This is a genomic window from Paenibacillus sp. PSB04 (assembly GCF_025809195.1).
Taxonomy (GTDB): domain Bacteria; phylum Bacillota; class Bacilli; order Paenibacillales; family Paenibacillaceae; genus Paenibacillus_AQ; species Paenibacillus_AQ favisporus.
This window is the reverse complement of sequence record NZ_CP081301.1, coordinates 160,349-185,508: the sequence shown is the minus strand read 5'-3', so window position 1 is coordinate 185,508 and position 25,160 is coordinate 160,349. Positions and strand designations below refer to the sequence as shown.

General features: G+C 53.7%; 34 protein-coding genes. 31 read left to right on the top strand and 3 right to left on the bottom strand.

Going from position 1 to position 25,160, the window contains the following annotated elements:
- Positions 1-32: 32 nt before the first annotated feature.
- The 10 genes from K2F33_RS00875 (at position 33) to K2F33_RS00830 (ending at position 6,540) form a co-directional block, all read left to right on the top strand.
- Positions 33-1,094 carry a GrpB family protein gene (locus K2F33_RS00875; protein WP_263880752.1) on the top strand — a complete coding sequence of 354 codons (1,062 nt, stop codon included), beginning with the start codon at positions 33-35 and terminating at the stop codon, positions 1,092-1,094.
- Positions 1,095-1,121: 27 nt separating this feature from the next.
- On the top strand, positions 1,122-1,580 hold the full coding sequence (locus K2F33_RS00870) for an NUDIX domain-containing protein (protein ID WP_263880751.1): 459 nt from the start codon (positions 1,122-1,124) through the stop codon (positions 1,578-1,580).
- 4 nt (positions 1,581-1,584) lie between these two features.
- On the top strand, positions 1,585-2,028 hold the full coding sequence (locus tag K2F33_RS00865) for a GNAT family N-acetyltransferase (RefSeq protein ID WP_212982648.1): 444 nt from the start codon (positions 1,585-1,587) through the stop codon (positions 2,026-2,028).
- Complete coding sequence (locus K2F33_RS00860; RefSeq protein ID WP_263880750.1) at positions 2,015-2,584, top strand: YfiT family bacillithiol transferase; 570 nt, start codon at positions 2,015-2,017, stop codon at positions 2,582-2,584. Before K2F33_RS00865 ends, K2F33_RS00860 begins: the two co-directional genes overlap by 14 nt.
- A 1-nt stretch (position 2,585) precedes the next feature.
- Complete coding sequence (locus K2F33_RS00855) at positions 2,586-3,383, top strand: GNAT family N-acetyltransferase (RefSeq protein WP_263880749.1); 798 nt, start codon at positions 2,586-2,588, stop codon at positions 3,381-3,383.
- Between the two features lie 84 nt (positions 3,384-3,467).
- A complete protein-coding gene (locus tag K2F33_RS00850) occupies positions 3,468-3,911 on the top strand; it encodes a hypothetical protein (RefSeq protein ID WP_263882258.1) in 444 nt (147 codons plus the stop codon).
- Positions 3,908-4,447 carry a ribonuclease FAU-1 family protein gene (locus K2F33_RS00845; protein ID WP_263880748.1) on the top strand — a complete coding sequence of 180 codons (540 nt, stop codon included), beginning with the start codon at positions 3,908-3,910 and terminating at the stop codon, positions 4,445-4,447. The genes K2F33_RS00850 and K2F33_RS00845 overlap by 4 nt, the downstream gene beginning before the upstream one ends.
- A gap of 35 nt (positions 4,448-4,482) precedes the next feature.
- On the top strand, positions 4,483-4,788 hold the full coding sequence (locus K2F33_RS00840) for a hypothetical protein (RefSeq protein ID WP_263880747.1): 306 nt from the start codon (positions 4,483-4,485) through the stop codon (positions 4,786-4,788).
- 40 nt (positions 4,789-4,828) lie between these two features.
- Positions 4,829-6,064 carry an aminopeptidase gene (locus K2F33_RS00835; protein ID WP_089545670.1) on the top strand — a complete coding sequence of 412 codons (1,236 nt, stop codon included), beginning with the start codon at positions 4,829-4,831 and terminating at the stop codon, positions 6,062-6,064.
- Positions 6,061-6,540: an NUDIX hydrolase gene (locus tag K2F33_RS00830; RefSeq protein ID WP_076173291.1), complete on the top strand. Its 480-nt coding sequence runs from the start codon at positions 6,061-6,063 to the stop codon at positions 6,538-6,540. Before K2F33_RS00835 ends, K2F33_RS00830 begins: the two co-directional genes overlap by 4 nt.
- 52 nt (positions 6,541-6,592) lie before the next feature.
- On the opposite strand, the gene K2F33_RS00825 is transcribed toward K2F33_RS00830, so the two are convergent.
- Both K2F33_RS00825 and erm read right to left on the bottom strand, forming a co-directional pair.
- On the bottom strand, positions 6,593-7,465 hold the full coding sequence (locus K2F33_RS00825) for an alpha/beta fold hydrolase (protein WP_263880746.1): 873 nt from the start codon (positions 7,463-7,465) through the stop codon (positions 6,593-6,595).
- 31 nt (positions 7,466-7,496) lie between these two features.
- Positions 7,497-8,357, bottom strand: coding sequence for a 23S ribosomal RNA methyltransferase Erm (gene erm, locus K2F33_RS00820; protein WP_263880745.1), 861 nt, complete (start codon positions 8,355-8,357; stop codon positions 7,497-7,499).
- A 938-nt stretch (positions 8,358-9,295) separates the two neighbouring features.
- On the opposite strand from erm, the gene K2F33_RS00815 reads away from it, so the two are divergent.
- The 7 genes from K2F33_RS00815 (at position 9,296) to K2F33_RS00785 (ending at position 13,379) form a co-directional block, all read left to right on the top strand.
- On the top strand, positions 9,296-10,087 hold the full coding sequence (locus tag K2F33_RS00815) for a Type 1 glutamine amidotransferase-like domain-containing protein (protein WP_263882257.1): 792 nt from the start codon (positions 9,296-9,298) through the stop codon (positions 10,085-10,087).
- Positions 10,038-10,718, top strand: coding sequence for an HAD family hydrolase (locus K2F33_RS00810; protein WP_263880744.1), 681 nt, complete (start codon positions 10,038-10,040; stop codon positions 10,716-10,718). Before K2F33_RS00815 ends, K2F33_RS00810 begins: the two co-directional genes overlap by 50 nt.
- A 46-nt stretch (positions 10,719-10,764) precedes the next feature.
- The gene (locus K2F33_RS00805; RefSeq protein ID WP_076173286.1) at positions 10,765-11,112 is read left to right on the top strand and encodes a glyoxalase superfamily protein; all 348 of its coding nucleotides are present in this window, start codon (positions 10,765-10,767) and stop codon (positions 11,110-11,112) included.
- Complete coding sequence (gene pgsA, locus K2F33_RS00800) at positions 11,109-11,687, top strand: CDP-diacylglycerol--glycerol-3-phosphate 3-phosphatidyltransferase (protein WP_076173285.1); 579 nt, start codon at positions 11,109-11,111, stop codon at positions 11,685-11,687. The genes K2F33_RS00805 and pgsA overlap by 4 nt, the downstream gene beginning before the upstream one ends.
- Positions 11,688-11,735: 48 nt before the next feature.
- Entirely contained in the window at positions 11,736-12,290 is a 555-nt protein-coding gene (locus K2F33_RS00795) for a GNAT family N-acetyltransferase (RefSeq protein WP_076173284.1), read from the top strand.
- A 1-nt stretch (position 12,291) separates the two neighbouring features.
- A complete protein-coding gene (locus K2F33_RS00790) occupies positions 12,292-12,753 on the top strand; it encodes a DinB family protein (protein ID WP_076173283.1) in 462 nt (153 codons plus the stop codon).
- A 209-nt stretch (positions 12,754-12,962) separates the two neighbouring features.
- The gene (locus tag K2F33_RS00785; protein WP_076173282.1) at positions 12,963-13,379 is read left to right on the top strand and encodes a GNAT family N-acetyltransferase; all 417 of its coding nucleotides are present in this window, start codon (positions 12,963-12,965) and stop codon (positions 13,377-13,379) included.
- An 83-nt stretch (positions 13,380-13,462) separates the two neighbouring features.
- On the opposite strand, the gene K2F33_RS00780 is transcribed toward K2F33_RS00785, so the two are convergent.
- Complete coding sequence (locus K2F33_RS00780) at positions 13,463-14,923, bottom strand: PAS domain-containing sensor histidine kinase (protein WP_076173281.1); 1,461 nt, start codon at positions 14,921-14,923, stop codon at positions 13,463-13,465.
- A 157-nt stretch (positions 14,924-15,080) separates the two neighbouring features.
- On the opposite strand from K2F33_RS00780, the gene K2F33_RS00775 reads away from it, so the two are divergent.
- From K2F33_RS00775 to K2F33_RS00710, 14 genes are all read left to right on the top strand, one after another.
- Positions 15,081-15,587 (top strand): GNAT family N-acetyltransferase, encoded by a 507-nt coding sequence (locus K2F33_RS00775; protein WP_076173280.1) that lies wholly within the window; start codon positions 15,081-15,083, stop codon positions 15,585-15,587.
- An 18-nt stretch (positions 15,588-15,605) separates the two neighbouring features.
- Positions 15,606-17,087: a serine hydrolase domain-containing protein gene (locus tag K2F33_RS00770; RefSeq protein ID WP_076173279.1), complete on the top strand. Its 1,482-nt coding sequence runs from the start codon at positions 15,606-15,608 to the stop codon at positions 17,085-17,087.
- Between the two features lie 290 nt (positions 17,088-17,377).
- Complete coding sequence (locus K2F33_RS00765; protein WP_084204029.1) at positions 17,378-18,232, top strand: ABC transporter ATP-binding protein; 855 nt, start codon at positions 17,378-17,380, stop codon at positions 18,230-18,232.
- 128 nt (positions 18,233-18,360) lie between these two features.
- Complete coding sequence (locus K2F33_RS00760) at positions 18,361-18,951, top strand: histidine phosphatase family protein (protein WP_076173496.1); 591 nt, start codon at positions 18,361-18,363, stop codon at positions 18,949-18,951.
- A gap of 160 nt (positions 18,952-19,111) precedes the next feature.
- On the top strand, positions 19,112-19,507 hold the full coding sequence (locus tag K2F33_RS00755) for a VOC family protein (protein WP_076173278.1): 396 nt from the start codon (positions 19,112-19,114) through the stop codon (positions 19,505-19,507).
- 61 nt (positions 19,508-19,568) lie between these two features.
- The gene (locus K2F33_RS00750) at positions 19,569-20,345 is read left to right on the top strand and encodes an aminoglycoside adenylyltransferase domain-containing protein (protein WP_076173277.1); all 777 of its coding nucleotides are present in this window, start codon (positions 19,569-19,571) and stop codon (positions 20,343-20,345) included.
- A 176-nt stretch (positions 20,346-20,521) separates the two neighbouring features.
- On the top strand, positions 20,522-21,427 hold the full coding sequence (locus tag K2F33_RS00745) for a sugar phosphate isomerase/epimerase (protein WP_263880743.1): 906 nt from the start codon (positions 20,522-20,524) through the stop codon (positions 21,425-21,427).
- 32 nt (positions 21,428-21,459) lie between these two features.
- The gene (locus tag K2F33_RS00740; protein ID WP_263880742.1) at positions 21,460-22,056 is read left to right on the top strand and encodes an HAD family hydrolase; all 597 of its coding nucleotides are present in this window, start codon (positions 21,460-21,462) and stop codon (positions 22,054-22,056) included.
- A 17-nt stretch (positions 22,057-22,073) separates the two neighbouring features.
- Positions 22,074-22,406, top strand: a complete 333-nt coding sequence (locus K2F33_RS00735) for an HIT domain-containing protein (protein ID WP_263880741.1) — start codon at positions 22,074-22,076, stop codon at positions 22,404-22,406.
- A gap of 16 nt (positions 22,407-22,422) precedes the next feature.
- Entirely contained in the window at positions 22,423-22,617 is a 195-nt protein-coding gene (locus K2F33_RS00730; protein ID WP_076173494.1) for a DUF4177 domain-containing protein, read from the top strand.
- Positions 22,618-22,717: 100 nt separating this feature from the next.
- Positions 22,718-23,524 carry an inositol monophosphatase family protein gene (locus K2F33_RS00725; protein ID WP_263880740.1) on the top strand — a complete coding sequence of 269 codons (807 nt, stop codon included), beginning with the start codon at positions 22,718-22,720 and terminating at the stop codon, positions 23,522-23,524.
- 33 nt (positions 23,525-23,557) lie between these two features.
- Positions 23,558-23,908, top strand: coding sequence for a hypothetical protein (locus K2F33_RS00720; protein WP_263880739.1), 351 nt, complete (start codon positions 23,558-23,560; stop codon positions 23,906-23,908).
- A 5-nt stretch (positions 23,909-23,913) separates the two neighbouring features.
- Entirely contained in the window at positions 23,914-24,201 is a 288-nt protein-coding gene (locus K2F33_RS00715) for a hypothetical protein (protein WP_212982667.1), read from the top strand.
- Between the two features lie 15 nt (positions 24,202-24,216).
- A complete protein-coding gene (locus K2F33_RS00710; RefSeq protein ID WP_263880738.1) occupies positions 24,217-25,098 on the top strand; it encodes a serine/threonine-protein kinase in 882 nt (293 codons plus the stop codon).
- The last annotated feature ends 62 nt before the right edge of the window (positions 25,099-25,160 follow it).

Below are 25,160 nucleotides of genomic sequence, written 5' to 3'. Positions count from 1 at the left end.
GTGTAACCAAGCTGTCGAAAGGGGCGATGGCTATGACGCTGGTGTTGTATCACTACTATGAGGCAGCACAGGGGCCTTTTCGAAATCTGTCGAGTCTGCCTCTGGAAGAAGCCCGTGAAATTTTGGGGCAGATCGTGAAGGAAGGGAAGACGTTTGCCAGTCAGAGAGCAGTCGATTATATGGAAACGAGGCTTATACTGGAGAGCCGGGCCAGAGAGGCGTTTATAGCCAAAGGCGGCCAGCCCGCAAATCTGTATCCGCATTATATGACCCTCGGACCGTGCAATTGGCTGTGTTCCTGGTATACGGAACCAAATGTGGTTCAAATCGATCGGGACGAATTCGATGATCGTTCGATCAGTTTTACGTACGGCGATCTGTTTCCGACAATGCGCTACGAAGATGGCAGGCCCTACCGCAAGCAGGTGTACACGAAGGATGAAATTCGGGAAGTCATCACCAGGTACGGGCTCCCGCAGGAATGGAACAAGCACGGGGACCGGGGGCCAGAGCGATACATTGAGGCACAGATTTGGGATGAAAACGTGATTGGAAGATCGGATCGGAGGGAACTGATGGTTATTGATGAAATCATCGAGCTGTCCCCTTATCAAGCTGAATGGAAGGACATCTACGAGCAAGAGAAAAGGAAGCTGGAGCCTGTGTTTGTGGAACAAGCGGTGGAGTTTGCCCATATCGGTAGCACGTCTATCGAGGGAATGACGGCCAAACCGATTATCGATATCCTGATCGGCCTCAAGGAGCTTCACATTGACGAGCAGACAGACCGGCAATTGGTTTCCATGCAGTATGAGGGCATGGGTGTGGCGGGAGTGCCGGGGCGAATTCATTACCGTAAACGTGCCGGGCAGAAGATCAATCTGCAAATAACCGAGTGGGACTCCGCCATTTGGCGGGATAACCTGCTGTTCAGGGATTATTTGCGTACCCATCCGGAACAAGCGATTGCCTATGCACAGGCCAAACGGAACACGCTGGCCAGCGGCATCAACACGCTGCTGAAATACTCGGAAGAAAAGTCTGGAACGATTGCCGAGCTATTGGAAAAAGCGCGGGCGTGGGCAAAAAGTTGATTTTGCATCAGGAGGGAGGAAGCAGCTATGCGCATTATCGTGACAGGCGGCGCTGTTATTCAGGATCAAGCCGGCCGCATCCTCATGCAGCGCAGGTCCGATTATGGGGATTGGGGATTGCCCGGAGGTGCGATGGAGCCCGGAGAAACGATTGAAGAGACGATGCGGCGGGAAGTGATGGAAGAGACCGGACTGGTCGTCCTGAAACATGAACTGATGGGAATCTATAGCGGGCCGAGAATGCAGTACACCTACCCTGACGGGAACGAGGTTGTGTTTGTCATGTTCATCTTCAAGGCGGAGGCAAGCTTGCAGGGAAGCCTTTCCGATAACGGAAGGGCACTTCTTTTTCAGGACATTCAGCAGGAGTCGCTTCAGCTTGAATTCAAGTCCATGGATGAAATCGAACAGCTGCCGATCAGTTCCGTTCAGCAGCCTGTTTTTGAGGATTTAATGCAAAAGAAGATTTCCATATTAAGGAGCTGAAATTATGAGGCCAATCACTGTAAGGACGTATCAGGAGAAAAATATCCCCGCCGCTCAAGTGAAACAGCTGTATGATCACCTGGGCTGGTGGCCGGAAAGAACGTTGGCCGATATCGAATCCATGCTCGGCTCATCCATTGCTGTCGGCGCCTGGGACGAGGACAGGCTGGTCGGGTTTGTGAGAGCGGTTTCGGACGGCTTGTTCCGTGCCTATATCGAGGATATGGGCGTGCATGCGGATTACAGAAACCGGGGCTTGGGACGGGAGATCGTCGACCGGATCACCGCAGAACTGAAAAATATCCACGTGGTCAGCTTATTTTGCGAGAGCGGCCTGGTGGATTTTTATCAGCAGACCGGCTACAAACCGACCCGGCAGGTCGTCATGCACAAGAGTCATGAGGCAGCGAAGGTGACAAAAGGGGAAAAGAACGATGAGCGCGCTTGATGCTTTGCGTTTTCCGATAGGTTCTTTTGAGCCCGTGATCGTCCCCTCCTCTCAGCAGCGCGAAGATTGGATCGGGCAAATTCCGGAATTGAGCGGCAAGCTGCAAAGCGTTCTAAACCATTTTCAGCAGGAGCAGCTCGATGTTCCTTACCGCCCTGAAGGCTGGACGGTCCGGCAGATCGTTCATCATTTGGCGGATAATGATATGAATGCGTATATTCGTTTTAAAAGAGCCCTGACCGAGCAGGAGCCTCTGGCAAGCTCATACCGGGAAGACCTGTGGGCCGAGCTGCCGGATTATATGGATCTGACCATCGAGCATTCAGTGTCGCTGGTGGAGCTTTTGCATCAACGCTTTTATAGGCTGCTGCTAAACCTGACTCCGATGGACTTTCGCAGAACGATGCGAACCGAGGTGCTCGGAACGATCACACTGGACACGGCCCTGCAAAGGTTCATCTGGCACCATCGCCATCATGCCGCCCAGATCGCCGCTTTTGCCGCGAGAATAAATAGGGATCAATCAACGACGATCAAGCCCGAAAGGACGTCATAATATGTACATAAGCAAAGAACTGGCCGATATAATGGAGCAATCCGAGATCGATTACATGATCGACCGGATGAAGGCGATTCAGGAGCGGCCTGGCAATCCGATGGGGATCGACATTCAAACTTTTGGCGGTGCTGCCGCGTTCTATAGTCAAGCGATGCCATGGCCGCAGTTTAATACGGTGAAGGGGATTGGAGAGCAAGAGGCTGAGCGCCTGGATGAAATTCTGGAATTTTATCGGAAGCGGCAGGGCCGATGCCAATTTGAGGTGGTTCCTTCCAAAACTCATCCCAAGCTGATGAAGGCTCTCTTTGATCAGGGCTATTACCAGACCGGGTATCATGCGACTTTATACGGCGAACCGCGCTCTTGTGAGACAGGAAGAGAGCCTATTACGATCCGGGAACTCACCGCGGACGAAATGGACTTGTATGCCGAAATTCACTGTCTGGGCACCGGTCTGCCGATATCCGGCAAACATCACATCGCCGACAACAACATCGTTCTTTATGACAGGGATGGATGGAAGTTCTTTGTTGCGTGGGTCAACGGCAAGCCGGCCGGTGTAGGCGTGATGTATATCCAGGATGACAAGGCTTCGCTGACGTTTGCCACTACACTTGCGGAATACCGCAACCAGGGGGTTCAGCAGGCGCTATTGGAAAAAAGGATCACCGAAGCGCATCAAAGCGGCTGCCGGATCGTGGTCGGCCAGGCGGCCTATGCCTCGACCAGCCACCGCAACATGGAGCGGGCAGGTCTGAAGCTGGGCTATACCCGGGGAACATGGGTTCAGGCATAAGCTGACGGTTGTCGTGTAAAAAGTCACGGACTAGCGTTTTTGCTGATGGCTATTTTTTCGGAGGAGGAATGTCATTTGAAAAGAGTGCTGCCTCTATTCCTTGGTTTCATCCTACTTTTACCGCTATCTATTGCCTCGGCAAGCTGGGCCTATCCATTTGTCGTTTACTCCGGCCATATCTACCAGGTCACAACACAAGCCGTTCAGCCCGAGGACGTCGGCCAAAAAATCGGCAAAGTCACGAAGTATTCGGACCGGGAAGGAACGTATCGGGGGAATTTCTCCAACATGTATCCCAAAGGAACGGGTTACTACGCCATTGAGGGGCGGAGCCGCCAAGAGGCTATCGCAGTTCGAACGGGCGAAGATACGTACATTTTGGCGATTCAGCAGGGTGCTTATTCCGGAGGGCCGGAGATGCGAACGATTTGGTGGTTATACACTGGAATTGGTATCGTCGCTGTCGCATGCTTTGCGTGGGCGGCCAGAGTCATGCAGAAGCGGAGAGCTCGGGAGGGGAGCAAGTGAAGCGAAAATTTGCCGACCGGCAGGATTGGCGGCGGGTGCTGGAAAGAGACTTTGCCTGCAGGCCGCTCCGATCCGAAGAATTTAACGGGCATGTGACACTCATCTCGATTCATCAAATCAGCGAGCCTCTTGTGGTACAGATGCAGAACCGGGACTTGTGCCTGGCTGATCAGGGATACGTTTGGATGCAGCACTTTCCGGAAGGGGAGCACTACGCGGTCACCACCATGTTTAATGCGGAGCGAGAGATCATCCAGTGGTACGTAGATATGACGAAACGGAACGGCCTGAGCGGGGAGGGCATTCCTTACTGGGATGACTTGTATCTGGACTTGGTCGTCTTTCCTGACGGCAGCGATGTGATCAAAGATGAAGACGAGTTGAGCGAAGCGCTTCGCAGTTCGGCTATTACGGAGGAGGACTTCGTGCTCGCGCACCGAACCCTGAATGGGCTGCTGCCCCAGATCCATACGGGGACCCATTGGATATGGAGCCATAGTAAGAAACATTTGGATTGGATGCTGGAAAGGAATTAGTGAAGCGGAGCAGATTCCGAGGGAGGTGATTACGCGTGAAAAAGGGCATACCCTATTTCCTGATGATTCTGGCCGCGCTGCTCCTTTTGGTGCAAAATCATCAGGATGTATCCGTGGGGGACATGATATTCTCAAGCCTTGGCCTGAATCCGTGGACAGGGGGCTCAACCGGGTATCATCTGCCGGTCATCGCCGGTTTGGCATTGCTCGTGGCGGGTATATTTGGTACCGTGAGGCTATACCGTGCCAAGTATCCGCGGATTCTCAGCTGGATTTTGCTAGCCTGCATCGGGATCATTTATGCGTTTCCTCTGGTCACCCGGCTAATCGGCTCGTTATGAAGATCATACAATATATAAATAGATAAGGCAGGGGATGTTATTGACGGAGTTTCAGAAGCAAATGGAAAAATATGCTGAACTGCTCGTCCGAGTGGGCGTGAATGTGCAGCCGGATCAAGTGCTCTATGTGGAATCGCCTATAGAGTCGGCTGATTTTGCGCGGCTGGTTACGGCTAAAGCCTACCAGGCAGGGGCCAAGTATGTACAGTTGAACTGGCGTGATGAAACGGTAGAGCGCATGCGCTATGACCTGGCGGGGCCGGAATCGTTTGCGTTCTATCCCCCTTGGACGGCGCACATGATGGAGAGCATTGCGGAGTCCGGGGGAGCGGTTCTCCTGCTGGACGGGGAGAATCCGAATTTGTATGAGGGCGTGGATCCGGCGAAAATATCGGCTTCCCGGAAAGCCGCCGCCGCCGCTCGCCGGAACTATCTCGGATACGTGCGCACTAATCGGATCAGCTGGTGCATCGTCAACGTGCCGAGCCAGGCGTGGGCGGATCAAGTGTTTGCCGACCGCCCGCAGGAAGAGCGGGTGAACGCATTATGGGAATCGATTTTCCACATGAACCATATCGATGAAGAGGATCCGGTGGCTGCCTGGCGGAGGCATACGCAGCATTTACGAGCCGTCACCGATAAGCTGAACGCGAAGCAGTACCGCAGGCTGCATTACAAGGCACCCGGCACGGATCTGACGGTCGAACTCGCTCCGGGCCATATCTGGCTTGGCGGCGGCCAGGTTAATCAGAGCGGGATTCCGTTCGTGGCGAATATGCCGACCGAGGAAGTGTATACGATGCCGCACCGCGCCGGGACAAACGGAACGGTATCGAGCACCCGGCCGTTTGTGCTGAACGGGCAGCTGGTGGACCGCTTCACTCTGACGTTTCGTGAGGGACGTGTGGTGGATTTTACGGCGGAGACCGGATATGAGGCGTTGAAGCAGTTTTTGGATGCCGATGAGGGAACGCGATATTTGGGGGAGATCGCGATCGTACCGCATGATTCGCCGATCTCCCGTCTGAACCGGGTTTTCTATAATGTGGGCATCGACGAAAATGCGTCCTGCCATTTTGCGCTCGGGAGTGCGTATCCGACGAATTTGCAGGGCGGGGCGGGACTCAGCGATGAGGAGCTGCTTGCCCGCGGAGCCAACGTCAGCATGCAGCATGAAGATTTTATGGTCGGTTCGGCGGAACTGAGCATCGATGCGGAGCATGAGGACGGCACGATCGAGCCGCTGCTGCGGAATGGAAGCTGGGTGATTCGGTGATTACCTTTACAGAAGGGCAGAACAAATTTAATTTTCGGGTTGCGGGAATCGCTGTTCACCGCGATCGGATATTGCTGCACACGACGCTGCAAGACGATTTCTGGAATCTGCCCGGCGGGCGGGTAGAGTTTCAGGAATCGACGGACCAGGCTCTCATCCGGGAGATCCGGGAAGAGCTGGGCATCGATATACAGATAGACAAGCTGTTGTATGTCAATGAGGATTTTTTCGAATATGATCGAATGAAATACCATGAAACCGGATTTTATTACACGTTTTCTTTTCCCGAGGGCCATGAAATTCTGGATCGGGAGGGCGAGTTCCCAGGCATTGAGGATGGCGGCAGACTGATCTTCAAATGGTTTACAATTGAGGAATTACAGGGCTTGTCGGTATATCCGGTTGAGCTGAAGACAGACATCATGTCAGTGATTGACGGCAGCGCTGACTTGAAGCATCGGATTCATCAACCGTAGGGTTACATACAGACAGCGGGCAGGGACTCATCCCTGCCCGCTGTTTTGCTAATTACTTAACTGATCTCGATTCGCTCTTCTGGACGCCATCGGTATGCCGGATAATCGCATCCAGAATGGCATCCCAATCGTCCTCATGCAGCTCATGGCCGGTCCCTTCCAGGGTCAGCAGCCGGGCGCCCGGGATCTCCCGGGCCAACGACTCACCGTGGGCATAAGGGATGATCGGATCCTCGGTGCCATGGATGACGAGGGCCGGCACCCGGATGTCCGGTACCCCAGCAATCAGATCCTCTCCGCCGGTCAGCAGGCCATGATTGAACATGCTCGCCGCCCAATTGCGGGTCCGATGCAGCTCCCGTGCGGCCAGCCGGCGGACTTTAGCCTCGTCCGGAGCGTGCTTTGACCCGCGGAGCAGGTTCCATTTTTGAACGCTAAAGTCCAGGATCGCCTGCTCGTTCTCCCAATTGACCTGATCGGCCGAAGCGAAAAAGGCAGCGACCTTTTCTTCCATTTCCGGCAGACTCGGGTCACGGAACGAAGAGGTCATGATCAGCGTATTGCTCAGCACCCGCTCGGGATACTTGACCGTAGCCATCAGCGTCAGCAGGCCGCCGAGCGACATCCCTGCCACATGGGCCCGGCTAATTCCGTAGGCGTCCAGAACGCGGATAGCGTCATCGGCCATATCCTCTAAGCCGTACTGCGGGTTGCCGGGCTCATCGTTCATCGATTGGCCGACGTCGCGGTTGTCGTAACGGATGACAAACCGCCCCGCGTCAGCAAGGCGCTGGCAAAATTCATCCTCCCACCAGATCATCGAGGCGGTGGCGCCCATAATGAGCAGGATTGCCGGATCTTCCTTTCGTCCAAAGCTTTCGGTGCACAGTTCAATACCATCTACTTTAATGAGTTGTTCTGTCATTTATGTTTCCTCCTTAGATTTCAATTCACGCCTACCTGGCGCTCCTTTTCTTCGTTGGTGTTTTCGGCCAGCGATAAGAGGGGACCTTCTCCCGCATCGTATCAAATACGGCTGCCCAATCCCTCTCGCGCAGCAAGCATACCGGCGTATTCCGTTCTATCCGGATGTGCTGCAGCAGGTGCCTGATTTGCACCGGTGTAAAAATCCCCGCCAGTGCCTCGCACACCGGCAGTGCCGGATCGTTCAGTGCGTACACGGCCAATCCGCCAAACGCATGATGATGCCGCGTCTGCACCCAAGGTGTTTTCCGTCTCCGAATACGGAGTACGGCTGCGTCCACCTGAGGTGGGGGTGAGAAATGCCGCCGGGGCACAACCTTCACCAGCTCGAAGTCAAACCACATCCGCCACTTGAGCAGACGCGGGCTGCGAATCTGCCTTGCCGTAAATCCCTTGGCTGCTCCGTGCTGCACGATCAGCACCGCCCCCTGGAACGCAGAACCCGGCGGGTCGAGCAGCTTCTCGAGAATGAATGTCGTCATAAAAAATGGAATGTTGGCTACAACATGAAACGGCTCCTTCGGAAGATAAACCTCGCGAATGTCCCTTTCAATAACGGCCACATTGGAGCCGGGAACCGCCCTTTGCCGAAGGGAGGCGGCGAATGCGGCATCGTTCTCAATGGCCAGCACTCTGCCTGCCTTCTTCGCAAGCGGGAACGTGATGGCTCCCCGCCCGGCGCCCAGATCGAGCACCGTGTCGGCGTTTGTGACACCGGCCATTCCGATCATGTCGTGAATGACCGGCTCGTGGTGCAGCAGGTGCTGTCCTTTTGCTGCGGGTTTCTCTATGTTCAAGTGCGTCTTTATATGACGTTGTCGATGTTTATGCATCCATGAATCCCTCCGTTATCCAGCGATGGTTTCTTGCCCATCGGCTGTGCTGTGAAGTGGAGAGACTCAGGATAACGCCGCGGAATCCGGACGATTTCACCGAATGAAGGGCAACCGTGCGGGACGGACGCACTGCATGAAAGAGCAGTTCATCGGCATATAAGCCCGGCATTGAAGCGGCAGGTGGCGGCACATTATGCATCGACCAAGCGACATTTTGTCCTGAGCAAAAAGGAGGTTACCTGGCAAAAGGGCAGACCTATCCTGAGTTTCTCTGTACACAGCAAAGCCAACGGCTTTTTTTCTTAGCAGCTGTACACCATGCGAACCCGGATAAACTGATCTACCACACGTAACCCTCCTTGCCGGAATCATCGTTAATCTAAAAATAAGCACAAAAAAACACAGGCTGTCTGCCTGTGTCAGCGTTTCGCGAAAGGACCGCCCGGTCCAAGGAACAACCGTTCCTCGGCCGCAGGATATGAGGTCTTACATGAAAGACGGAAGAGGCCCTAGGGCAGGGAGAGACTATCATTCCTATCCCTTAAGGGTACGATCCCGCAATGCGTTCATGTGAGATGAATTTTTAAAGGCAGGCTGGACATGATCATGCGTGTTCCTACAGACGATGCTTCAGCCATAGTCGTTATAAACCTGGGTTACCTTTAAAAAATGGCAGACCAATCCTGAGTCCTCCGCGTACAAGCAGAGAATTTTGCAATATGTTAGTTGCAAAACGTGCGAACCCGGATAAACTGATCTACCACACGTAACCCTCCGTTCTTCCTAAATTACTAACAGGCTACCATATCGATCCATTTTTAGCAAGTACCCGGCGAAGAAAGGGGATGGCGTTTTCCCGTCGAATAGGTAAATTAACGTCGCTTGGGGCAGTTTTACTTGGAATTGATGACACGTTACGGAAAGGAGGGCATAGCATCAAACAAATTATCGATATGGGTGGCGGAGGATTCTCAATGGAACCGGATAACCCCTTGCTGGATCTGTACATTCTTCAGCAGGCAGGTACCGGCCGCCCCAAAGTTTGCTTTGTACCAACGGCGAGCAGTGACGCACAAGGGTATATCGATCGATTTTATGATGCATTTCAGCGTCTGGAATGCACTCCCTCTCATCTTTCCCTGGTCTCCCCCCCAACCTTCGATTTGGAGGATTTTATTCTTGACAAAGATATCATTTATGTCGGGGGCGGCAATACGAAATCGATGCTTGCGGTATGGAAGGAACGTAGTGTGGATCGATATTTAAAGACGGCCTGGGAAAATGGGGTGATTCTATCCGGGCTAAGCGCCGGTTCCATTTGCTGGTTTGAGGAAGGCGTGACGGATTCCATCCCTGGCGACCTGACCCGGCTGGAGGGCCTCGGCCTGCTTTCAGGAAGCCACTGTCCCCATTATGACGGGGAAGCGGACCGAAGGCCCAGTTATCACCGGCTGATCCAAAGCGGACAAATCGGTGGGGGAATAGCCGCAGATGACGGAGCGGCACTGCATTATGTAGATGGTGTTTTTCACCGGGCGGTAAGCTCTCGTCCTGAGGCCAAAGCCTACGAGGTGCAAGCCGTGGAAGGGCATGTGGTGGAGACGGTCATTCCAACCGTATATGGGGGAAGCGGGCCGGGCTATGATATAACCGGAATCCCGAATACCGATAAGGAGGATGCCGCTTGGGCACGAAAGCCGTTTTGTTCGATTTGTTCGAGACCTTAATCACCGAATATGCGGATGGCCGGCGGATATCGGGGGCCGCTACGATTACCCGGGTCTGCTTGGTCTGAGCCAGGAAGAGTTCAAGCTGGAATGGAGAAGCCGGGTGGAGCGGCGGATGCGCGGGGAGCTGGCAAGTTTTCCGGATGTCATCCGGGATATTTGCCGGAGCAGGGGCCTGGATGCGGACGAACAGTCCGTTCAGTCGCTCTACCAGGCAAGGATCCAGGAGAAGCGGATTCCTTTTGAAGCCGTTCGCCCTGACATTTTGGAAATGCTCGCAAACCTCCGTACCCATGGCTGGAAGCTGGGACTGATCAGCAACTGTTCGGAGGAGGAAGTCCGGGGCTGGGAAGATTCCCCGCTGGCCGGGTATTTTGACGACGTTATTTTTTCATACGAGGTACAATGCTGTAAGCCCGACCCTGCTATCTATGAACTCGCATGCCGACGGCTGCAAATACTCCCGGAGGATTGCGTGTTTGTAGGTGACGGAGGCTCCGGAGAGCTGGATGGGGCGCACCAGGCAGGGATGAAGGTCATCCATGCGGTCTGGTTCAATCCCTATGTGGAGAGCCGGTATGCTCAACTGTCGGCGCCTATGCAGCTTGCCGCCGCATTGCCTGTACGATAGCCGGACCGAGCATAAGTCTGGATGAACTTTTAGAGGAGGATAAGTGATGAAGAAGATCACACCGATCTTTCGGATTTTCGATGAGGACAAAGCCAAGGAGTTTTACGTGGATTTCCTGGAATTCCGGATGGACTGGGAGCATCGCTATGAAGACGATCTTCCCTTATACATGCAGGTGTCCAGCGGGGACTGTGAGATCCATTTGAGCGGGCATCACGGCGACTGCACCCCCGGCTCGGCGATCCGTGTTGAAGTCGAAGACATCCAGAGCCTCCATGCCAAACTGATAGCGAAGAAGTACAAGCATGCGCGCCCTGGGCTTGAGGATATGGAGGTGAGCGTGATCGATCCTTTCGGTAACCGGATCACGTTTTTTGAGAGGAAGGATGCATGAACCCGGCGAACAAGCTGACGCTGGCCAGAATCATGCTGATCCCCGTGTTTATCGTTTTTTTTGCAGAGTACCCCGTACGGCTGGCGGATTCCAACGCGTTCATTCAATTTCTGAACCAGTACGGGACCTATATGGCGGTGGGCGTATTTGTTCTTGCTTCCGCTACGGACAAGCTGGACGGGTATATTGCCCGCAAATACCACCTGGTTACCAATCTCGGGAAGCTATTGGACCCGCTTGCCGATAAGCTGCTTGTTTCGGTAGCGCTGATAATGATGGTCGAAGCCGGGATGATTCCGGCCTGGATGGCCTTCGTGATGATTGGCCGTGAATTCATAATTACAGCTTTGCGAATGGCGGCGTCGGCCCAGGGAATCGCTCTGGCGGCAGATCGGTACGGCAAGTGGAAAATGGTGTCCCAGGTCGTCGCCATTACGGCCGTGCTGCTGAATAACTATCCTTTTCAATGGCTGACTAGCCTTCGCGTCGATTCCTTCTTGATGGTGATCGCCGTGATGATGACCGTCATGTCAGGGTACCACTACGTGGTCAAAAACGTTAAGCTTCTCATATAAAAAGGCTCAAACGCTTCGTGCTTGAGTTATGAGGGAGGAGGCGCAATTTTGGTTCTTTGGAGCAAGCAGGGGGTCAGCGTAAGGAAACTGGAGGCGGGCGATGCGGACCATTTGGTCCGTTGGCTCAGCGATCCACGCGTCCTCGAATATTATGAAGGCCGGGACCGTCCGCATGATATGGCCATGGTGCAGGAGCACTTTTACCGAGATGATCAAATCGAAGCCTGCATCATTCAACTGGACGACCGCGATATCGGATATATTCAATATTATCCGGTCGATCCGGAGGAACGCGAGGTATATGGCTATGGCGAAGGGGACGGGCGAATTTTCGGCATGGATCAGTTTATTGGGGAGCCCGACTGCTGGAACCGGGGAATCGGCACAAGGCTGATTCAAGGCATGGTTTCTTATCTGACCAACACGCTTCAAGCCGATAAAATTGTCATGGACCCGCAAACCTGGAACGCCAGGGCTCTGCGCGTATACGAAAAATGCGGCTTCCGCAAGATCAAACTGCTGGAAAAACGCGAATGGCATGAAGGAGAGTACCGCGACTGCTGGCTGATCGAATACAGTGCAGCAAATGGAGAGGAGAAGTAGGATGAATCATAGTTATAGTCAAACCTTGAACCGTTTAGTCGGATATTTTGAGAGCGAACTGAAAGCAGTGCCCGAAGAGGTGTTCAGACACAAGCAAGGACCCGCCAAGTGGTCAAAGCAGGAGATCGTGGGTCACTTATGCGATTCGGCAGCGAACAACCATCTTCGTTTTGTCAAAATAAAACAGTCGGCGCATCCGGTATCCCTTGAGGGATACGATCAGGACCGGTGGGTGGACCTGCACGGGTATCAGGAGCAATACAACCAGACGGATATCATTACGCTGTGGGTTATGCTGAACAGGCAAATTGTCCATGTTCTCGAGCGTTTGACCGCGGAGGATTACGGCAAAACCTGCATTCTTCCCGGCGGCGGTGAAGCGACGCTGGATTGGCTGGTGAACGATTACCTGGAGCATATGCGGCACCACTTTAGACAGATTCTCGGTCCGGAGTCGGTATAGCGGGCGGAGGCCGGGACATAGTCTTGGCGCGGCTGGCTTCATTGAATATACATCGATATACGTTGTTCTTAAGATATAGGAAAAGAATAAGCTTCGGGGAATCGAGCTTCGATATATCGCAAGAAAAAGCCCCGCTAAATGCGGTCTGGCTTCATTGATATACATCGATATACGTTTGTTCTTATCAATGACTGGAGGAAACTAACATCATGGAAACACTGCGAGAGCTGTTGATTGAGGATTACGAACAATGCATGGAGCTGTGGGGCAAAACGGAAGGGATGGCGCTCAGCGACGCCGATTCGAAAGAATCGATTCACCGGTACCTGGTTCGGAACCCGGGCATGAGCTTTGTCGCCACCGATGGTGATCGGGTGATCGGCACCATTCTGTGCGGCCATGACGGCCGAAGGGGGTATATCTACCACGTTGCGGTCGATCCGGCCTGCAGGGGCCGAGCCATCGGGCAAAAACTGGCGAAAGCCGGGCTGGATAAGCTCCGGGAAGAGGGCATCGCCAAGTGCCATATCATGGTGATCGAGGAGAATGAGATCGGCAATTATTTTTGGGCCAAATCAGGCTGGAGCCGGAGGGACGGCATTCTGCTGTATTCCTCCAATACATAGGAGCATAACGCGGGAGTACCGTCCTTTTTTTGGTCCCAGGATGTGAAACTTAAAATTATCGGCTGATCACCGGATTAGGCTTGTTATGATGAGGCTGCCTCCGGCTCGGAAATAACAGGGAGCGTCACGGTAAACGTGGTGCCCTCCTGGGGCACGCTCTGGACCGATATGTTCCCGCCATGATTATGGATGATGTTGTGTGTGATCATAAACCCAAGACCGGTGCCTGATTCCTTGGTCGTGAAAAAGGGCTTGCCCAGCGCCTGGATCTGCTCCGCCGTCATGCCGCAGCCTTCGTCCTGAACGCTGATGAAGGCCTCGTTGTTCCGGGAGAGAGCGTGGATCCGGATGATGCCGCCTTGAGGCATGGCTTCCATCGCATTTTTGAGCAGGTTGATGAAGACCTGTTTCAACTGGTTGGCCTCGCCGGCAATCCAGATGGAAGGTTCGGAGAAGGCGGAAACGATCTCGATATTTTTTAATGCAGCCTGGCCGTTCATCAGTGTAATCACCTGGTCCAGCAGCGGCAAAATGTCCATTGGCTTGCTCGCATGCGAAACTTGGGGTTTGGACAGCACCAGCAGCTCATTGACGATAAATTCGATCCGCTTCAGCTCGGATTCCATGATCGCAAAGTACTGGTCGTTGTTTTGGCTGGAAGTGCGGAGGAGCTTCAAAAAGCCGAAAATGGCGGTCAGCGGATTGCGGATTTCGTGAGCGATGCCTGCGGCAAGCTGCCCTGCTGTCGATAGCTTCTCGGACTGCATGAGCCGGTCTTCCTCAAGCTTCTGGTCGGAGATATCTTTAAAGATCCCGATGACGCACCGCTTTTTTTGATAGGTAATCTTCAGTGAAAATCCTTCCACATGCCTCAGCTGTCCATTGAAACAGCGGATGCGATAGCGTACGGAGCCGATGGGCCTGTTGTTGTAGTGCCGCTGCTTGCGCTCGGCCAGAATTTCGTGGTCGGCGGCGTCGACCAAATCGTCCGTTGACATGCCGATTACGGCTTCCAGGCTGTCTGCATGAATGAGCCTGAGTCCGGCAGGATTGGCATACTGAATCTGGCCGTGGTTCGTAATCAGCACGGACAGGGGGAGGCCATCCAGCAGCTGCATGAAGGAATCCTCCCGCTCGTGCAGATGGGTTTCGGTATAATGCAGCCTAGTTTCCATTTGCATCATCTGGGTCCTGTTCTCGAATTGGGTGAAGTAAATCTCAGGTTTCCCGGCCTCATTTCGAATCAAGGAGATGCGGATATCAAGGGACAACCGTTGTCCTGAAGGATGATAGTAATGCTGGTCGATCCGGTGCTGATCCCGTTTCATGGACTGCAGCCACTCCCCGCACTTAACGATGTCGCGGGACAGTTCCTGAATTGCGGGAAGAAGATCCGGCACAGTGAAATGGTCAGGTGTATAACCGAGGAGGGTGCATAAAGCGGGGTTGACCTTTAGGAAGGCTCCGTCAGGCGCGATAAGGGCCATGCCGATCGCGGCCTGCCTAAAGGCAAAGTCGTAATTATGGACTTCAGCGGATCGCATGGCAGTTCCCCTCTCTACTATCAAGCCGTGGTATATTTATACATATTATAATCGCGAATCTCTTTAATCATCAATGCTAAAGTAAGTGAACATTAACTTTTAAAAGAGAGCCGCGAAACGTGGGAACAAAAATACAATCGATATGGAGGTGCTGTAAATGAAAATCACGCTGACTTTGCTCACTTCAGAGGAATTAAAGCAGCAGTGGAAGCAGGCTTTTACCGAACATGACATCTTCCGCCCCGATGAGTACTACGACAAATGTCTCGCTGAAAACGCAGCGGGTGTCCGTGAAACGATCATCGCCTATGCAGATGACCAGGTCGCCGGGGTATGTCACCTGAAATACGAATCGGACTACCCCCCTTTCCAAGAGCAAGGCATTCCGGAAGTGAACGATCTGAACGTATTCCCCGTCTTCCAGCGCCAAGGAATCGGCAACCGGATCCTGGAGGAGTTTGAATCGATCGTAAGCCGCAAGGGCAAACGGATCGGCATCGGTGTGGGCTTATTCAAGGACTACGGTAAGGCACAGCGCATTTACTGCCGCAGAGGTTACATTCCCGATGGCAACGGCATCGTGTATAAGAACCAGCCGGTCGTGCCGGGCGAGATGGTCCGGGTGGACGATGATTTGAATCTCTTTTTCATTAAGGAACTTTAATAAAAGGGAGGTGTACGATTGGGATTGGAACTGGAAACCGCACAGCCGGAAAGCCACGGCCTGTCGTCCGGCGATGTACTTCGGTTCTTAGAACGGATCGAGGAACTGGAGCTTCAGGTCAACCGTTTGATGCTGCTTCAGAATGGAAAAGTTACGGCCCGTTTCAACCGTCAGCCGTATCGGGAAGAGGCACCTACGTTATTATTTTCGCTCAGCAAGAGCTTCACTTCCATTGCGGCGGGAATTGCCAGGGACGAAGGATATATCCGGCTGACGGATCCGGTCGTTTCGTATTTTCCCGATAAGCTTGCCGGTAACGTCCCGCCCTACTTATCCCAGATGACCATCCACCATCTGCTTTCGATGAATACAGGACATCATGACAACATTTACGGCCGGGTGATGGAATCCGGGCCAGACTGGGCCCAAACGTTCTTATCCTTGGCGCCGGAGCATCCGCCGGGAAGCCATTACGTGTACAACACCCATGCGACCTACATGGTTGCCGCCATTCTGGAAAGAGCGACCGGCATGAGCCTCGTCGAATATGTAAAACCGAGATTGTTCGAGCCCCTTGGAATTGACTCGGTGGATTGGGAAACCTGCCCGATGGGAGTGACCGCAGGCGGCATGGGGCTGAGCATTCCCATCGACGGCGTGGCGAAGTTCGGTCAGATGCTGCTGAACGAGGGCGGGTATGGCGGCCGGAGAATCGTATCGACGGAATACATCCGGTTAGCCACCGCGGAGCAGAGCGATAACCGCCGCAATGAGACGAGGGCCGATTTTTCGGAAGGGTATGGCTACCAATTTTTCCGGTGCCGGCAGGGGTGTTATATGGGAAACGGCGGGTTCGGGCAGCTCTGCTTTGTTGCTCCGAAGCACGGCATTGTCATTGCAGCCTCTTCCGGCATGAGCCATATGAAAAAGCAGCTGCCGCAGCTGCTGGACCTCATCTATGAGCATATTGTGGACCGGGTAGACCGATCGCAACAAGTCAGCTCCGAAGCGTACCCGCTGCTTCTACAGCGGATCGCGCGAATGCAGGAAGACGCTGAGCACCGGGTACCTTCTGCTTCGTCCGCTATGCCGGATGATTGGGCAGGGCAATACCGTGTCCAAGCTCCAGAGCCAGGCGGCGTTGCCGAGATTACGGTGTGCAGCCTGGATGAGCGGTCCGAGCTTCGGATCCGTTATGCCAATGGCAGCCGGCGCGAACTTCCCTTTGATTTGACGAAGAAGGTAAGCACCAAGGACATCTTCCGGAAGGATCTGGCCATGCATCGGCAGGAAGCCGTCATTTCGGCCCGGTTGACCGAGGATCTGCAGCTGGAGCTAACCGTGGTGTACATCGAGACACCCTATAGAGTCACGCTCACCCTAACGTTCGCGGAGGGGCAGGTTGAGCTGGTGGAGGAGGTCAACGTCTCTTTTGACAAGAAGACGACCCGGGTCACGGCCGTAAAGCAGGAACAGCTGAAGGACATTTTGAGTAATTAAGCCGGAAACAATATTTGGACAATGGGACCATGAGTTCCATTGTCCTTTTTTCGCGAGATAAGACGGAGAAGAGGGAAAAAACTCTTTACAATGAAATTGAGAATCATTATCATAATAAGTGTGTATACATACACATAAATTGCACTTTTCCACGCATAATGTGTCAACAAAGGCAATTATGCGTTAGACGATACGGTATATTCGACAACGTTGAACATAGCATAAGGCACCCTGCATGCGGAGCGGCGAATCCGCCGCGAAATACAATCCCTAAAAAAGGATGATACGGTATGGTACAAAACACATTGGCTTGGCCGGAGCAAGAGATCGCCACGGAGGATAAACCGCAGCTCCAGTCGAGGCTCGGCACCGAGCAGCTGAACATCGGATACGCCGATACGCTCATTGTCAACAATTTGAACCTGAGCATTCCGGCGGGTAAAATTACCGCTTTGGTCGGCTCCAACGGCTCCGGCAAATCGACGATTCTCAAAACGATGGCCCGCTTGATGAAGCCATCCTCCGGAGCGGTGCTGCTCGACGGCAAATCGATCCACAGCCAGCCGACCAAGGATGTGGCGAAGCAGCTCGCGATCCTGCCGCAAACCCCCACGGCCCCGGATGGGCTGACCGTAACCGAGCTGATCGGCTTCGGCCGTTCGCCGCATCAGCGGGGATTTGGCAGCATCAGCACGCAGGACCGTGAGGTTATCGAGTGGGCCATTAACGTTACGGGGCTTGGGGCCTTTAGGGACCGGGCGATCGACCAGTTGTCCGGCGGCCAGCGCCAACGGGCATGGATTGCCATGGCGCTGGCTCAGCAGACGGATATTCTGTTCCTCGACGAGCCTACGACCTTCCTGGATATGGCGCATCAGCTGGAAGTGCTGCAGCTGCTGCAGAAGCTGAATGAGGAAGAGGGCCGCACAATCGTTATGGTCGTTCACGACCTGAACCATGCCACACGGTATGCGCAGCATATGGTGGCGATCAAATCAGGCACAGTCGTGGCGGAGGGAACACCCGGCGAAGTCATGACCCGGGAAGTGCTGCGGGAGGTCTTCGCTATAGAAGCCGACATCCTCGTCGACCCCCGGACGGGAGTCCCGCTGTGTCTGCCTTACGAGCTGGCGAGAAGAGCTTGAACCGTTATTATCTTCATATAAGCACCCGTGAAAATTTCAGATATGTCAGCGGCAGGATCGCTGGTATGATGAAGTTGAAACGGGTCTTTTTCTTTTTTAACCCAATAAAATGGAAAGGTTGCTGGTTCATGACTGCTAATTCAGTACATCACCTGAAGCGGAACACGATTCTGTATTTTGTCCGGCATGCCGAATCGCCTTATGAGGAAGGCAGGGAACGAACACGGGGACTGTCCCGTCAGGGGCTGGCAGACGCGCTTGCGGTCAAGGACAGACTGCTGGGTGAAGGCATTGACCTGTACATTTCCAGTCCCTACGAGCGAGCCGTGCGAACGATCCGGGATGCGGCCGACTCCGCGGGCAGGGAAATCATCATAGAAGAAGATTTGAGGGAACGGGAAATCGGGCAGATCGGGCGCCTATCGTTTCAAGAAGCGAAGCAAAAGGTATACGGCGATGCCGCTTTTGCTTTTCCGGGGGGAGAGTCGAGCCTGAAGGCGCGGCATAGAGCAGCCCAGGTGATCCGGAAACTGCTGGATGAGCATGCCGGAAAGCGGATTGTCATTGGGACTCACGGCGATATTATGACGTTGATGCTGGGCGAATTTGACCCGCGGTTCGATTACGCCTTCTGGGAATCCACTTCCATGCCGGATATTTACAAGACGGAGTGGGAGGGAGAGACCCTGCGGCAGGTGACGAGAATGTGGAAGGAGTAGGAAATCATATGTATCATTGTTAAAATTTGTGATAGACTGAAAGCGCTGTATCTGACAGTTTCATAGAGCAACCCTTCGAGCTCATCCATTGGCCTTGCGGTCAATCCAGGAAGAGGTTGAGCGCACGAAGGAGAATCAACCATTCGGAGGATGATGTTCATTGAGTAAAGTTCACTTTTCGGTTCAGGTTCGATTGGTTTCGGATTTAGAGAGGTCCAAGCGTTTTTATGCGGATGTGCTCGGCTGTGACGTGTCGGACGTTTGGGCGGTAAGGGATGATTTTGCCCTCGGCTTCAAATTGATTCAGGCGGCAAAGGCAGAGGATGTCCGTCCCAACCCTTCCGGGGACAACAAGATGGTTCCATGGGACACTTACGCATATGTCGAAACGCATGAAGAACTGGATCAATTGTATGAGCATTTCAAAGCTAGAGGAGCGCAGTTCATTCAGGAGCCTGTGCTGGAACATCAGGATTGGGGGGACTGGAAAGACTTCGTGCTGATCGATCCGGATCGGTATGCGATTGCTTTCGGATCAGGCAAAAAGGGGTCATAGTGCCGAAATGACAGCTGTTCCCGGTAAGGGGGCAGCCATTTTTCTATATTGGAGGAAAATTATGAATACGCAGCAGGTGCTGCACCGTTTGACACAGCTTTTTATTACCGAGCTTGGAGCACCGTTGACCGGCTTATATCTGCACGGTTCACTGGCGATGGGGTGTTACCGTGAAGACCGGAGCGATATTGATCTCCTGGCGGTCATTGAAGAGAAGCCGGGGCCGGAGGTTTGGACTCGGCTTGCCCGAGGCCTTCTTGAGCTTCACGGTCTGATGCCGGGGCACCGCGGGATGGAAGTCAGCGTCATCCTCAGGCAGTACGCCGGGGAGCCGCTGCACCCAACACCGTTTGAATTCCATTATTCGGAGGCTCACCGGGAGCGGTATGAATCTGATGCGCAATATGTGTGCGGCGGTTATGAAGACCCTGATCTTGCGGCCCATATGATGGTCATTTACCACCGTGGGATAACGCTGTATGGGGAGCCCTCACCGTCCGTGTTCAGGCCGGAGAAAGAGATGTACATCCGGTCGATCTGGTCCGATGTGGAGCATGCCGTGGAGCAGATCGCCGAGGCGCCGGTATATTACACGCTAAATCTGTGCAGAATTTTGCGATTTTTGCGGGAAGGCGAAGTGTCCTCCAAAAAGGAAGGCGGCGAATGGGGGCTCGAGTCCCTTCCGCCTGCGTATGAGCCGCTCCTGCGCCAGTGTCTTCTTCAGTATGGAGGACAGACGGATGAAGTGAGCGTGGAACCTCGGATGCTTCAGGCTTTTGCCCGGGATATGCTGAACGAGATTAAGCAGCGGATGACGGAGGAGGGGATTCGTCCCTGATGATCCGATCGTGGGCATATTTTACACACTTGCTCCCATCATCCGTTTCAATTCGTTTTGATAGATTCATAGGCTTTCGTGCAGGGGGCCGGGTTCAATGAATACTGGACGGAACGTGGAAGTAATGGTTAAATTTTCATATGGATAGTTCACACCCCGCTGCCGGAGGAATGACGATGAAGCGATTTTTGATCGGGCAATACGGCTCGTTTGACGAGCAAAAGATGGAGCGCGATTTCAGAGACGAATTTTACGGAATCGAGGCCTGTCTGTTTGAAAATGAAGCGGACACGCAGAAGCTACTGAGCGCCTCCAGAGCGCGGGACTTTCGCATCGGTGTACATTTTCCCCTTCGTGCGGGGAAGGCGCTGCTTCGGGACGCCCTGTTTCTGGATGCGAACGAGCTTACCCGTGATGAAGCGCTCCGGCTGATCCGGGATGAGCTCGACTATTTAAGAAACGTACGGCCGGATTACGTGTTGTTCCATTATCCGAAGCCCGTCATCCTGAATGACCGGGTGAACTGGGACAAATGGCATTTTTCCGACAGAACGGAGTATGTCTATGATAGCGATTATTCGCTTGAATTGTTTACGGAGCGCAGCGATCAGCTTTTTGCCTGGCTTAGCGCCGCTTCCCGAGATTACGGCTTCACGCCGGTTTTGGAATTCGATGCGCTGAATTCTTATATTTATGAGCATGACGTGCTGGAAGCGCTGCTGAAGAAGTACCCGGACATCCGGCTGTGCCTGGATACGGGAAGGCTGTTTTTGCAGCAGAACGTGGACCCTTTCTTTCAGGCCCTGCCGGTCATCCGCAAATATGCGAAGTATGCGGAGGTTATCCACCTGTGGAATCTTCAGTACACGAAATCGTCCGTCAAGCTGCGCTACCCGGTGCTGCCGGAACAGCGCCCGGAGGACGGCTGGGCCCCGATCGGAGATTATTTAACTGTTATCCGCGAGGAAAACCCGCAGGTCAAAATTCAGTTCGAGCACCGCTCCGACCTGGTCAGCCATGAGGATCTGCAGCGGTGTTATGAATGGGTAGACGAATGTTTGCGCGGCACCAATCCCAGCTGATGATGACTGGAAGCTTGGAAGGGGATGAGCCGATGAACAGACCCCAGGTTATTTTAGATGTCGCCGGTGTCATTGCAACGAACCTCTCGCCTGGATTTTGGGAAGAGGCTGCTGCCATGGCCGGAAGCACGGCCTATCGTCAATTAAAAGACAGCTTCAGCCGGGAAATTCGCGAGTCGTTCTGGACAGGCGGCATCACCATAGAGCAGTTTAGGGACTGGCTCGCCGGGCATGGACCAGATCTGAGCATGGAGCGGCTGAGCGCGCTAGCCATGAAGTATTTGCAACCCCTCCCCGCTTTGGGGCGTATTGCCACATGGAGCAGGGACGCGGATATCCACCTGCTGAGCAACCACCGGGAGGAATGGCTGAGCGGGCTGCTGGCACCCGTCAAGGAGCAGGTGAAGAGCCTTACCATATCCAGCAGAGCAGGGTATTGCAAGCCGGATCCCCGCATTTATCAGCTCGTAGGCGAGCAGCTCGGCGATGGGGGAGGACCCTGCATTTATGTGGACGATCAGGAGAAAAATTTGATCCCTGCCAGGGCATTGGGCTGGCATACGGTGATCGCGGATCCCGAAGGCCTCTGGATGGAGGAAGTTTCGCAGCTGCTGAAGCAGCTACGATAAGGAAAGGGTTGAGCGGCGTGTCGAACGATTTTTATTGCGACGAGGTGCTAAACGGCAAAACGCAGGTTAACCGCGTGTATGAGACGGATCGGGTGCTCGCTTATCATCATACACGCCCTTATTATGAGCATCATGTTGTGGTGATCCCGAAGCTTCATGTAGGATCGCTGATATCCGGAGAAGCGGAGAATACCGAACAACTGCTGCTCGAAGTTTTAAGGGTAATTAAGAAGGTCGCCTCAGACATGGTGTTGCAGACGGGAGCAGCCAAGGTCGTCACTAACTTAGGAGACTACCAGGAATCCAAACATATGCATTGGCATGTTGTGAGCGGCCAAACGATACGATGAAAGGAAGCGTAAAATGATGGAACAATGGTCTTACAAGACGGTGAAGTATAAAACAGGCGGCTTTTTGGGCGGCAAGGTGGACGAGGAGGAATTTGAGGATTTGCTGAACAGCTACGGCTACGAGGGCTGGGAGCTGGTATCGTGCTTTGACACGAGCGTATCCCAGGGACAGTCAAGGGACGTCATCGCCATTTTCAAACGGAAAGTATAATGCTTGAATTAAACCCTGACGCACAGGGTTTTTTCTTTCTTGAAGGAGCGAAGGCTGGCGTAGCAATATGAACACTAGGCACAAGGAGCGGAGAGTACATATGGATCAACGGATCATTGAAGAGGCAAAGCAGCTGGCGGTCGCCGCAGCCAAGGAAGCGGGAGCCATCGCGAAGGCTTATTTTGACAAGCTGGAAAAGGTTGACCAAAAAGGGGATAACGGCGACCTCGTCACGGTGGTTGACCATTTGGCCGAGGAACGGATTCTCGAGCATATCCGCAGCAAATTCCCGGATCACCGGATCCGGGCCGAGGAATCGGGGGATCATGGCCAGCGCAGCGACTGGCTATGGCTGGTAGACCCTTTGGACGGAACGAACAACTATGCGATCGGCCTGCCTGCGTTCTCCTGCTCGATTACGCTGATGCACCAAGGGCAGCCAGTCGTGGCCGTGGTTTACGAACCGATGATTGACCGTCTGTTCGTGTCCACCCGTAACGGTGGAACTACCTGCAATGGGCAGCTCGTAACGAACGGGCCTGCACCAGCGTTCAATAAAGCAACGGTCGCCTGGATCCAGGGACATGTGGTAGGTATCAATGACCGAGCCATCCGACTTAGAAACCACATTGACCTGCGTACGAAGCGGATGATGCGGCTGTGGGCGCCGACCTTGCAGTGGTGCATGCTGGCGAGAGGGAACATCGATGCCATCATTCTGTATAACTCCGAAGGGGAGGACCTCTACTCCGGCGTTCTGATCGCGAAGGAAGCGGGGATGCTGGTCATGGACTTTGATGGAAAACCATTTGACGCCATGACGGAAGAGCCTTACCTGATCGCTTGTCATCCGGAGCACCGGGATTACTTTTTGAATATGGTAGCGGAAGGATTGGGCGCCCGATAGAAGCTTGCCGCAGCGGCAGTTAGCAGCCCAAAGGTGACGCATACTGAACCGGCGGCAGAAGGGAAGTGGGCAATGGTTTATTTTATCATGGGAATCGTCGTGTTTCTTGCCGGGGGGCTGATCGCAACCTGGGTGTTTGGCCCCTGGGGGACCGTTCTGACCCTTCTGGTTATGGTCGGCCTGCTGAGCTATTTGTACGGCATGGTGGAAGATTTGAGGGCAAGGGTGAGCTTTTTGGAAAGGAAGCTGGGCGTGTCGGAAGAGGATGATTACCAGATGAGCGACGAGGACATTGAGGCGGAGCTCGAACGGGAGCTGGATGCGGAACCCGGCCGTGCGGAAGAAGCGGAAAAGGGGCGCAATCCTACTAAGAGGGAGGAATAACGGGCATGCGACTGATGGGAATGATGCTGCTCGGAGCAGGATTGCTGCTTGTCGGGCTCGGCGGTTTTGAAAAAGTATTGATTTATGCAGCGCACGCCCAAAATATTAACGATGTGCATACACTAAAGGATTTAACCCCGGATTATATTTGGAATATCACCAATATTACGCTGGTTGGCGGTATCGTGATTGCCGTCCTGGGCTTATTCCTGTTTTTGTATAGACGGATTGCCTCTGACATTCAGCAGCAAAATCGGGAATTTGAAGATAGAATAAGCCCAGACCAACCATAAAAAGGAGTTGAACGGATGGACCAACCGCTTACGATCAAGATCGATGAAGTATCGTTTCAATTGAAAAAGCCGCATCCGCTGGAGTGGCTGTCCGCTTGGGGCAAGGTGTTTGCGGTGTTTGACAAGCAGGACTCCGGCAACCTTTCGTTTGGCGTGGAAAAGGACGGAGTCAGACGGTTCATCAAGTACGCCGGAGCGGCTACCACGGAGTTTGAGGGTGAACCGGTGGACGCCATCCTGCGTTTGAAGCAGGCTGTTCAAATTTACGAGGATTTGGATCACCCCAGCTTGGTGCGGATGCTGAGCCATTTTGAAGCCGGACCCGGCTACGCCGCCGTGTTTGAATGGTTTGACGGGGAGTCGCTGCATCCTCATTGGGCATTTCCGCCTCCAGCCAAATATGAAGACCCGAGGTCCCCGTTTTATCGATACCGCAGGCTGCCGCTGGAGAAGCGGCTGGCGTCCTACAGAGCTATTCTTGATTTTCATGTCCACGTTGAGGAAAAAGGGTACATAGCGGTTGATTTCTATGACGGAAGCGTTCTTTACGATTTTGCCACTGACACGACGAAAATCTGCGATATCGACCTGTACCAGAAAGGCTCTTTTGAGAACCGGATGGGCAGGCTGTGGGGATCGTCCCGTTTTATGTCCCCCGAGGAGTTTGAATACGGCGCTGCGATTGACGGCATCACTAATGTGTATAATATGGGGGCGACAGCCTTTTTCATCTTTGGCGGGGAGATGGACCGCTCCTATGACCAATGGGATGCCGGCAGGTCTCTGTATGACATTGCGCTGAAGGCGGTACATGCCGACCGGGCCGGGCGGTACGCCTCTGTGGCCGACTTCGCGTCTGCCTGGGATAAGGCTCTCCAAGAACCAGATGGCAGATGAGTCCCGGGGAATCGCCCATTCATTTGGATTTGGGCTACGGACGTAGAAGCAAGCAGGCATTT

Bases quoted from the DNA above. Each gene is read 5' to 3' on its own strand.
- K2F33_RS00875 (WP_263880752.1), top strand. From the start codon at position 33: ATGACGCTGGTGTTGTATCACTACTATGAGGCAGCACAGGGGCCTTTT.
- K2F33_RS00870 (WP_263880751.1), top strand. From the start codon at position 1,122: ATGCGCATTATCGTGACAGGCGGCGCTGTTATTCAGGATCAAGCCGGC.
- K2F33_RS00865 (WP_212982648.1), top strand. From the start codon at position 1,585: ATGAGGCCAATCACTGTAAGGACGTATCAGGAGAAAAATATCCCCGCC.
- K2F33_RS00860 (WP_263880750.1), top strand. From the start codon at position 2,015: ATGAGCGCGCTTGATGCTTTGCGTTTTCCGATAGGTTCTTTTGAGCCC.
- K2F33_RS00855 (WP_263880749.1), top strand. From the start codon at position 2,586: ATGTACATAAGCAAAGAACTGGCCGATATAATGGAGCAATCCGAGATC.
- K2F33_RS00825 (WP_263880746.1), bottom strand. From the start codon at position 7,465: ATGACAGAACAACTCATTAAAGTAGATGGTATTGAACTGTGCACCGAA.
- erm (WP_263880745.1), bottom strand. From the start codon at position 8,357: ATGCATAAACATCGACAACGTCATATAAAGACGCACTTGAACATAGAG.
- K2F33_RS00810 (WP_263880744.1), top strand. From the start codon at position 10,038: ATGCCGCTTGGGCACGAAAGCCGTTTTGTTCGATTTGTTCGAGACCTT.
- K2F33_RS00805 (WP_076173286.1), top strand. From the start codon at position 10,765: ATGAAGAAGATCACACCGATCTTTCGGATTTTCGATGAGGACAAAGCC.
- pgsA (WP_076173285.1), top strand. From the start codon at position 11,109: ATGAACCCGGCGAACAAGCTGACGCTGGCCAGAATCATGCTGATCCCC.
- K2F33_RS00790 (WP_076173283.1), top strand. From the start codon at position 12,292: ATGAATCATAGTTATAGTCAAACCTTGAACCGTTTAGTCGGATATTTT.
- K2F33_RS00785 (WP_076173282.1), top strand. From the start codon at position 12,963: ATGGAAACACTGCGAGAGCTGTTGATTGAGGATTACGAACAATGCATG.
- K2F33_RS00780 (WP_076173281.1), bottom strand. From the start codon at position 14,923: ATGCGATCCGCTGAAGTCCATAATTACGACTTTGCCTTTAGGCAGGCC.
- K2F33_RS00775 (WP_076173280.1), top strand. From the start codon at position 15,081: ATGAAAATCACGCTGACTTTGCTCACTTCAGAGGAATTAAAGCAGCAG.
- K2F33_RS00765 (WP_084204029.1), top strand. From the start codon at position 17,378: ATGGTACAAAACACATTGGCTTGGCCGGAGCAAGAGATCGCCACGGAG.
- K2F33_RS00760 (WP_076173496.1), top strand. From the start codon at position 18,361: ATGACTGCTAATTCAGTACATCACCTGAAGCGGAACACGATTCTGTAT.
- K2F33_RS00750 (WP_076173277.1), top strand. From the start codon at position 19,569: ATGAATACGCAGCAGGTGCTGCACCGTTTGACACAGCTTTTTATTACC.
- K2F33_RS00745 (WP_263880743.1), top strand. From the start codon at position 20,522: ATGAAGCGATTTTTGATCGGGCAATACGGCTCGTTTGACGAGCAAAAG.
- K2F33_RS00740 (WP_263880742.1), top strand. From the start codon at position 21,460: ATGAACAGACCCCAGGTTATTTTAGATGTCGCCGGTGTCATTGCAACG.
- K2F33_RS00730 (WP_076173494.1), top strand. From the start codon at position 22,423: ATGGAACAATGGTCTTACAAGACGGTGAAGTATAAAACAGGCGGCTTT.
- K2F33_RS00725 (WP_263880740.1), top strand. From the start codon at position 22,718: ATGGATCAACGGATCATTGAAGAGGCAAAGCAGCTGGCGGTCGCCGCA.
- K2F33_RS00715 (WP_212982667.1), top strand. From the start codon at position 23,914: ATGCGACTGATGGGAATGATGCTGCTCGGAGCAGGATTGCTGCTTGTC.
- K2F33_RS00710 (WP_263880738.1), top strand. From the start codon at position 24,217: ATGGACCAACCGCTTACGATCAAGATCGATGAAGTATCGTTTCAATTG.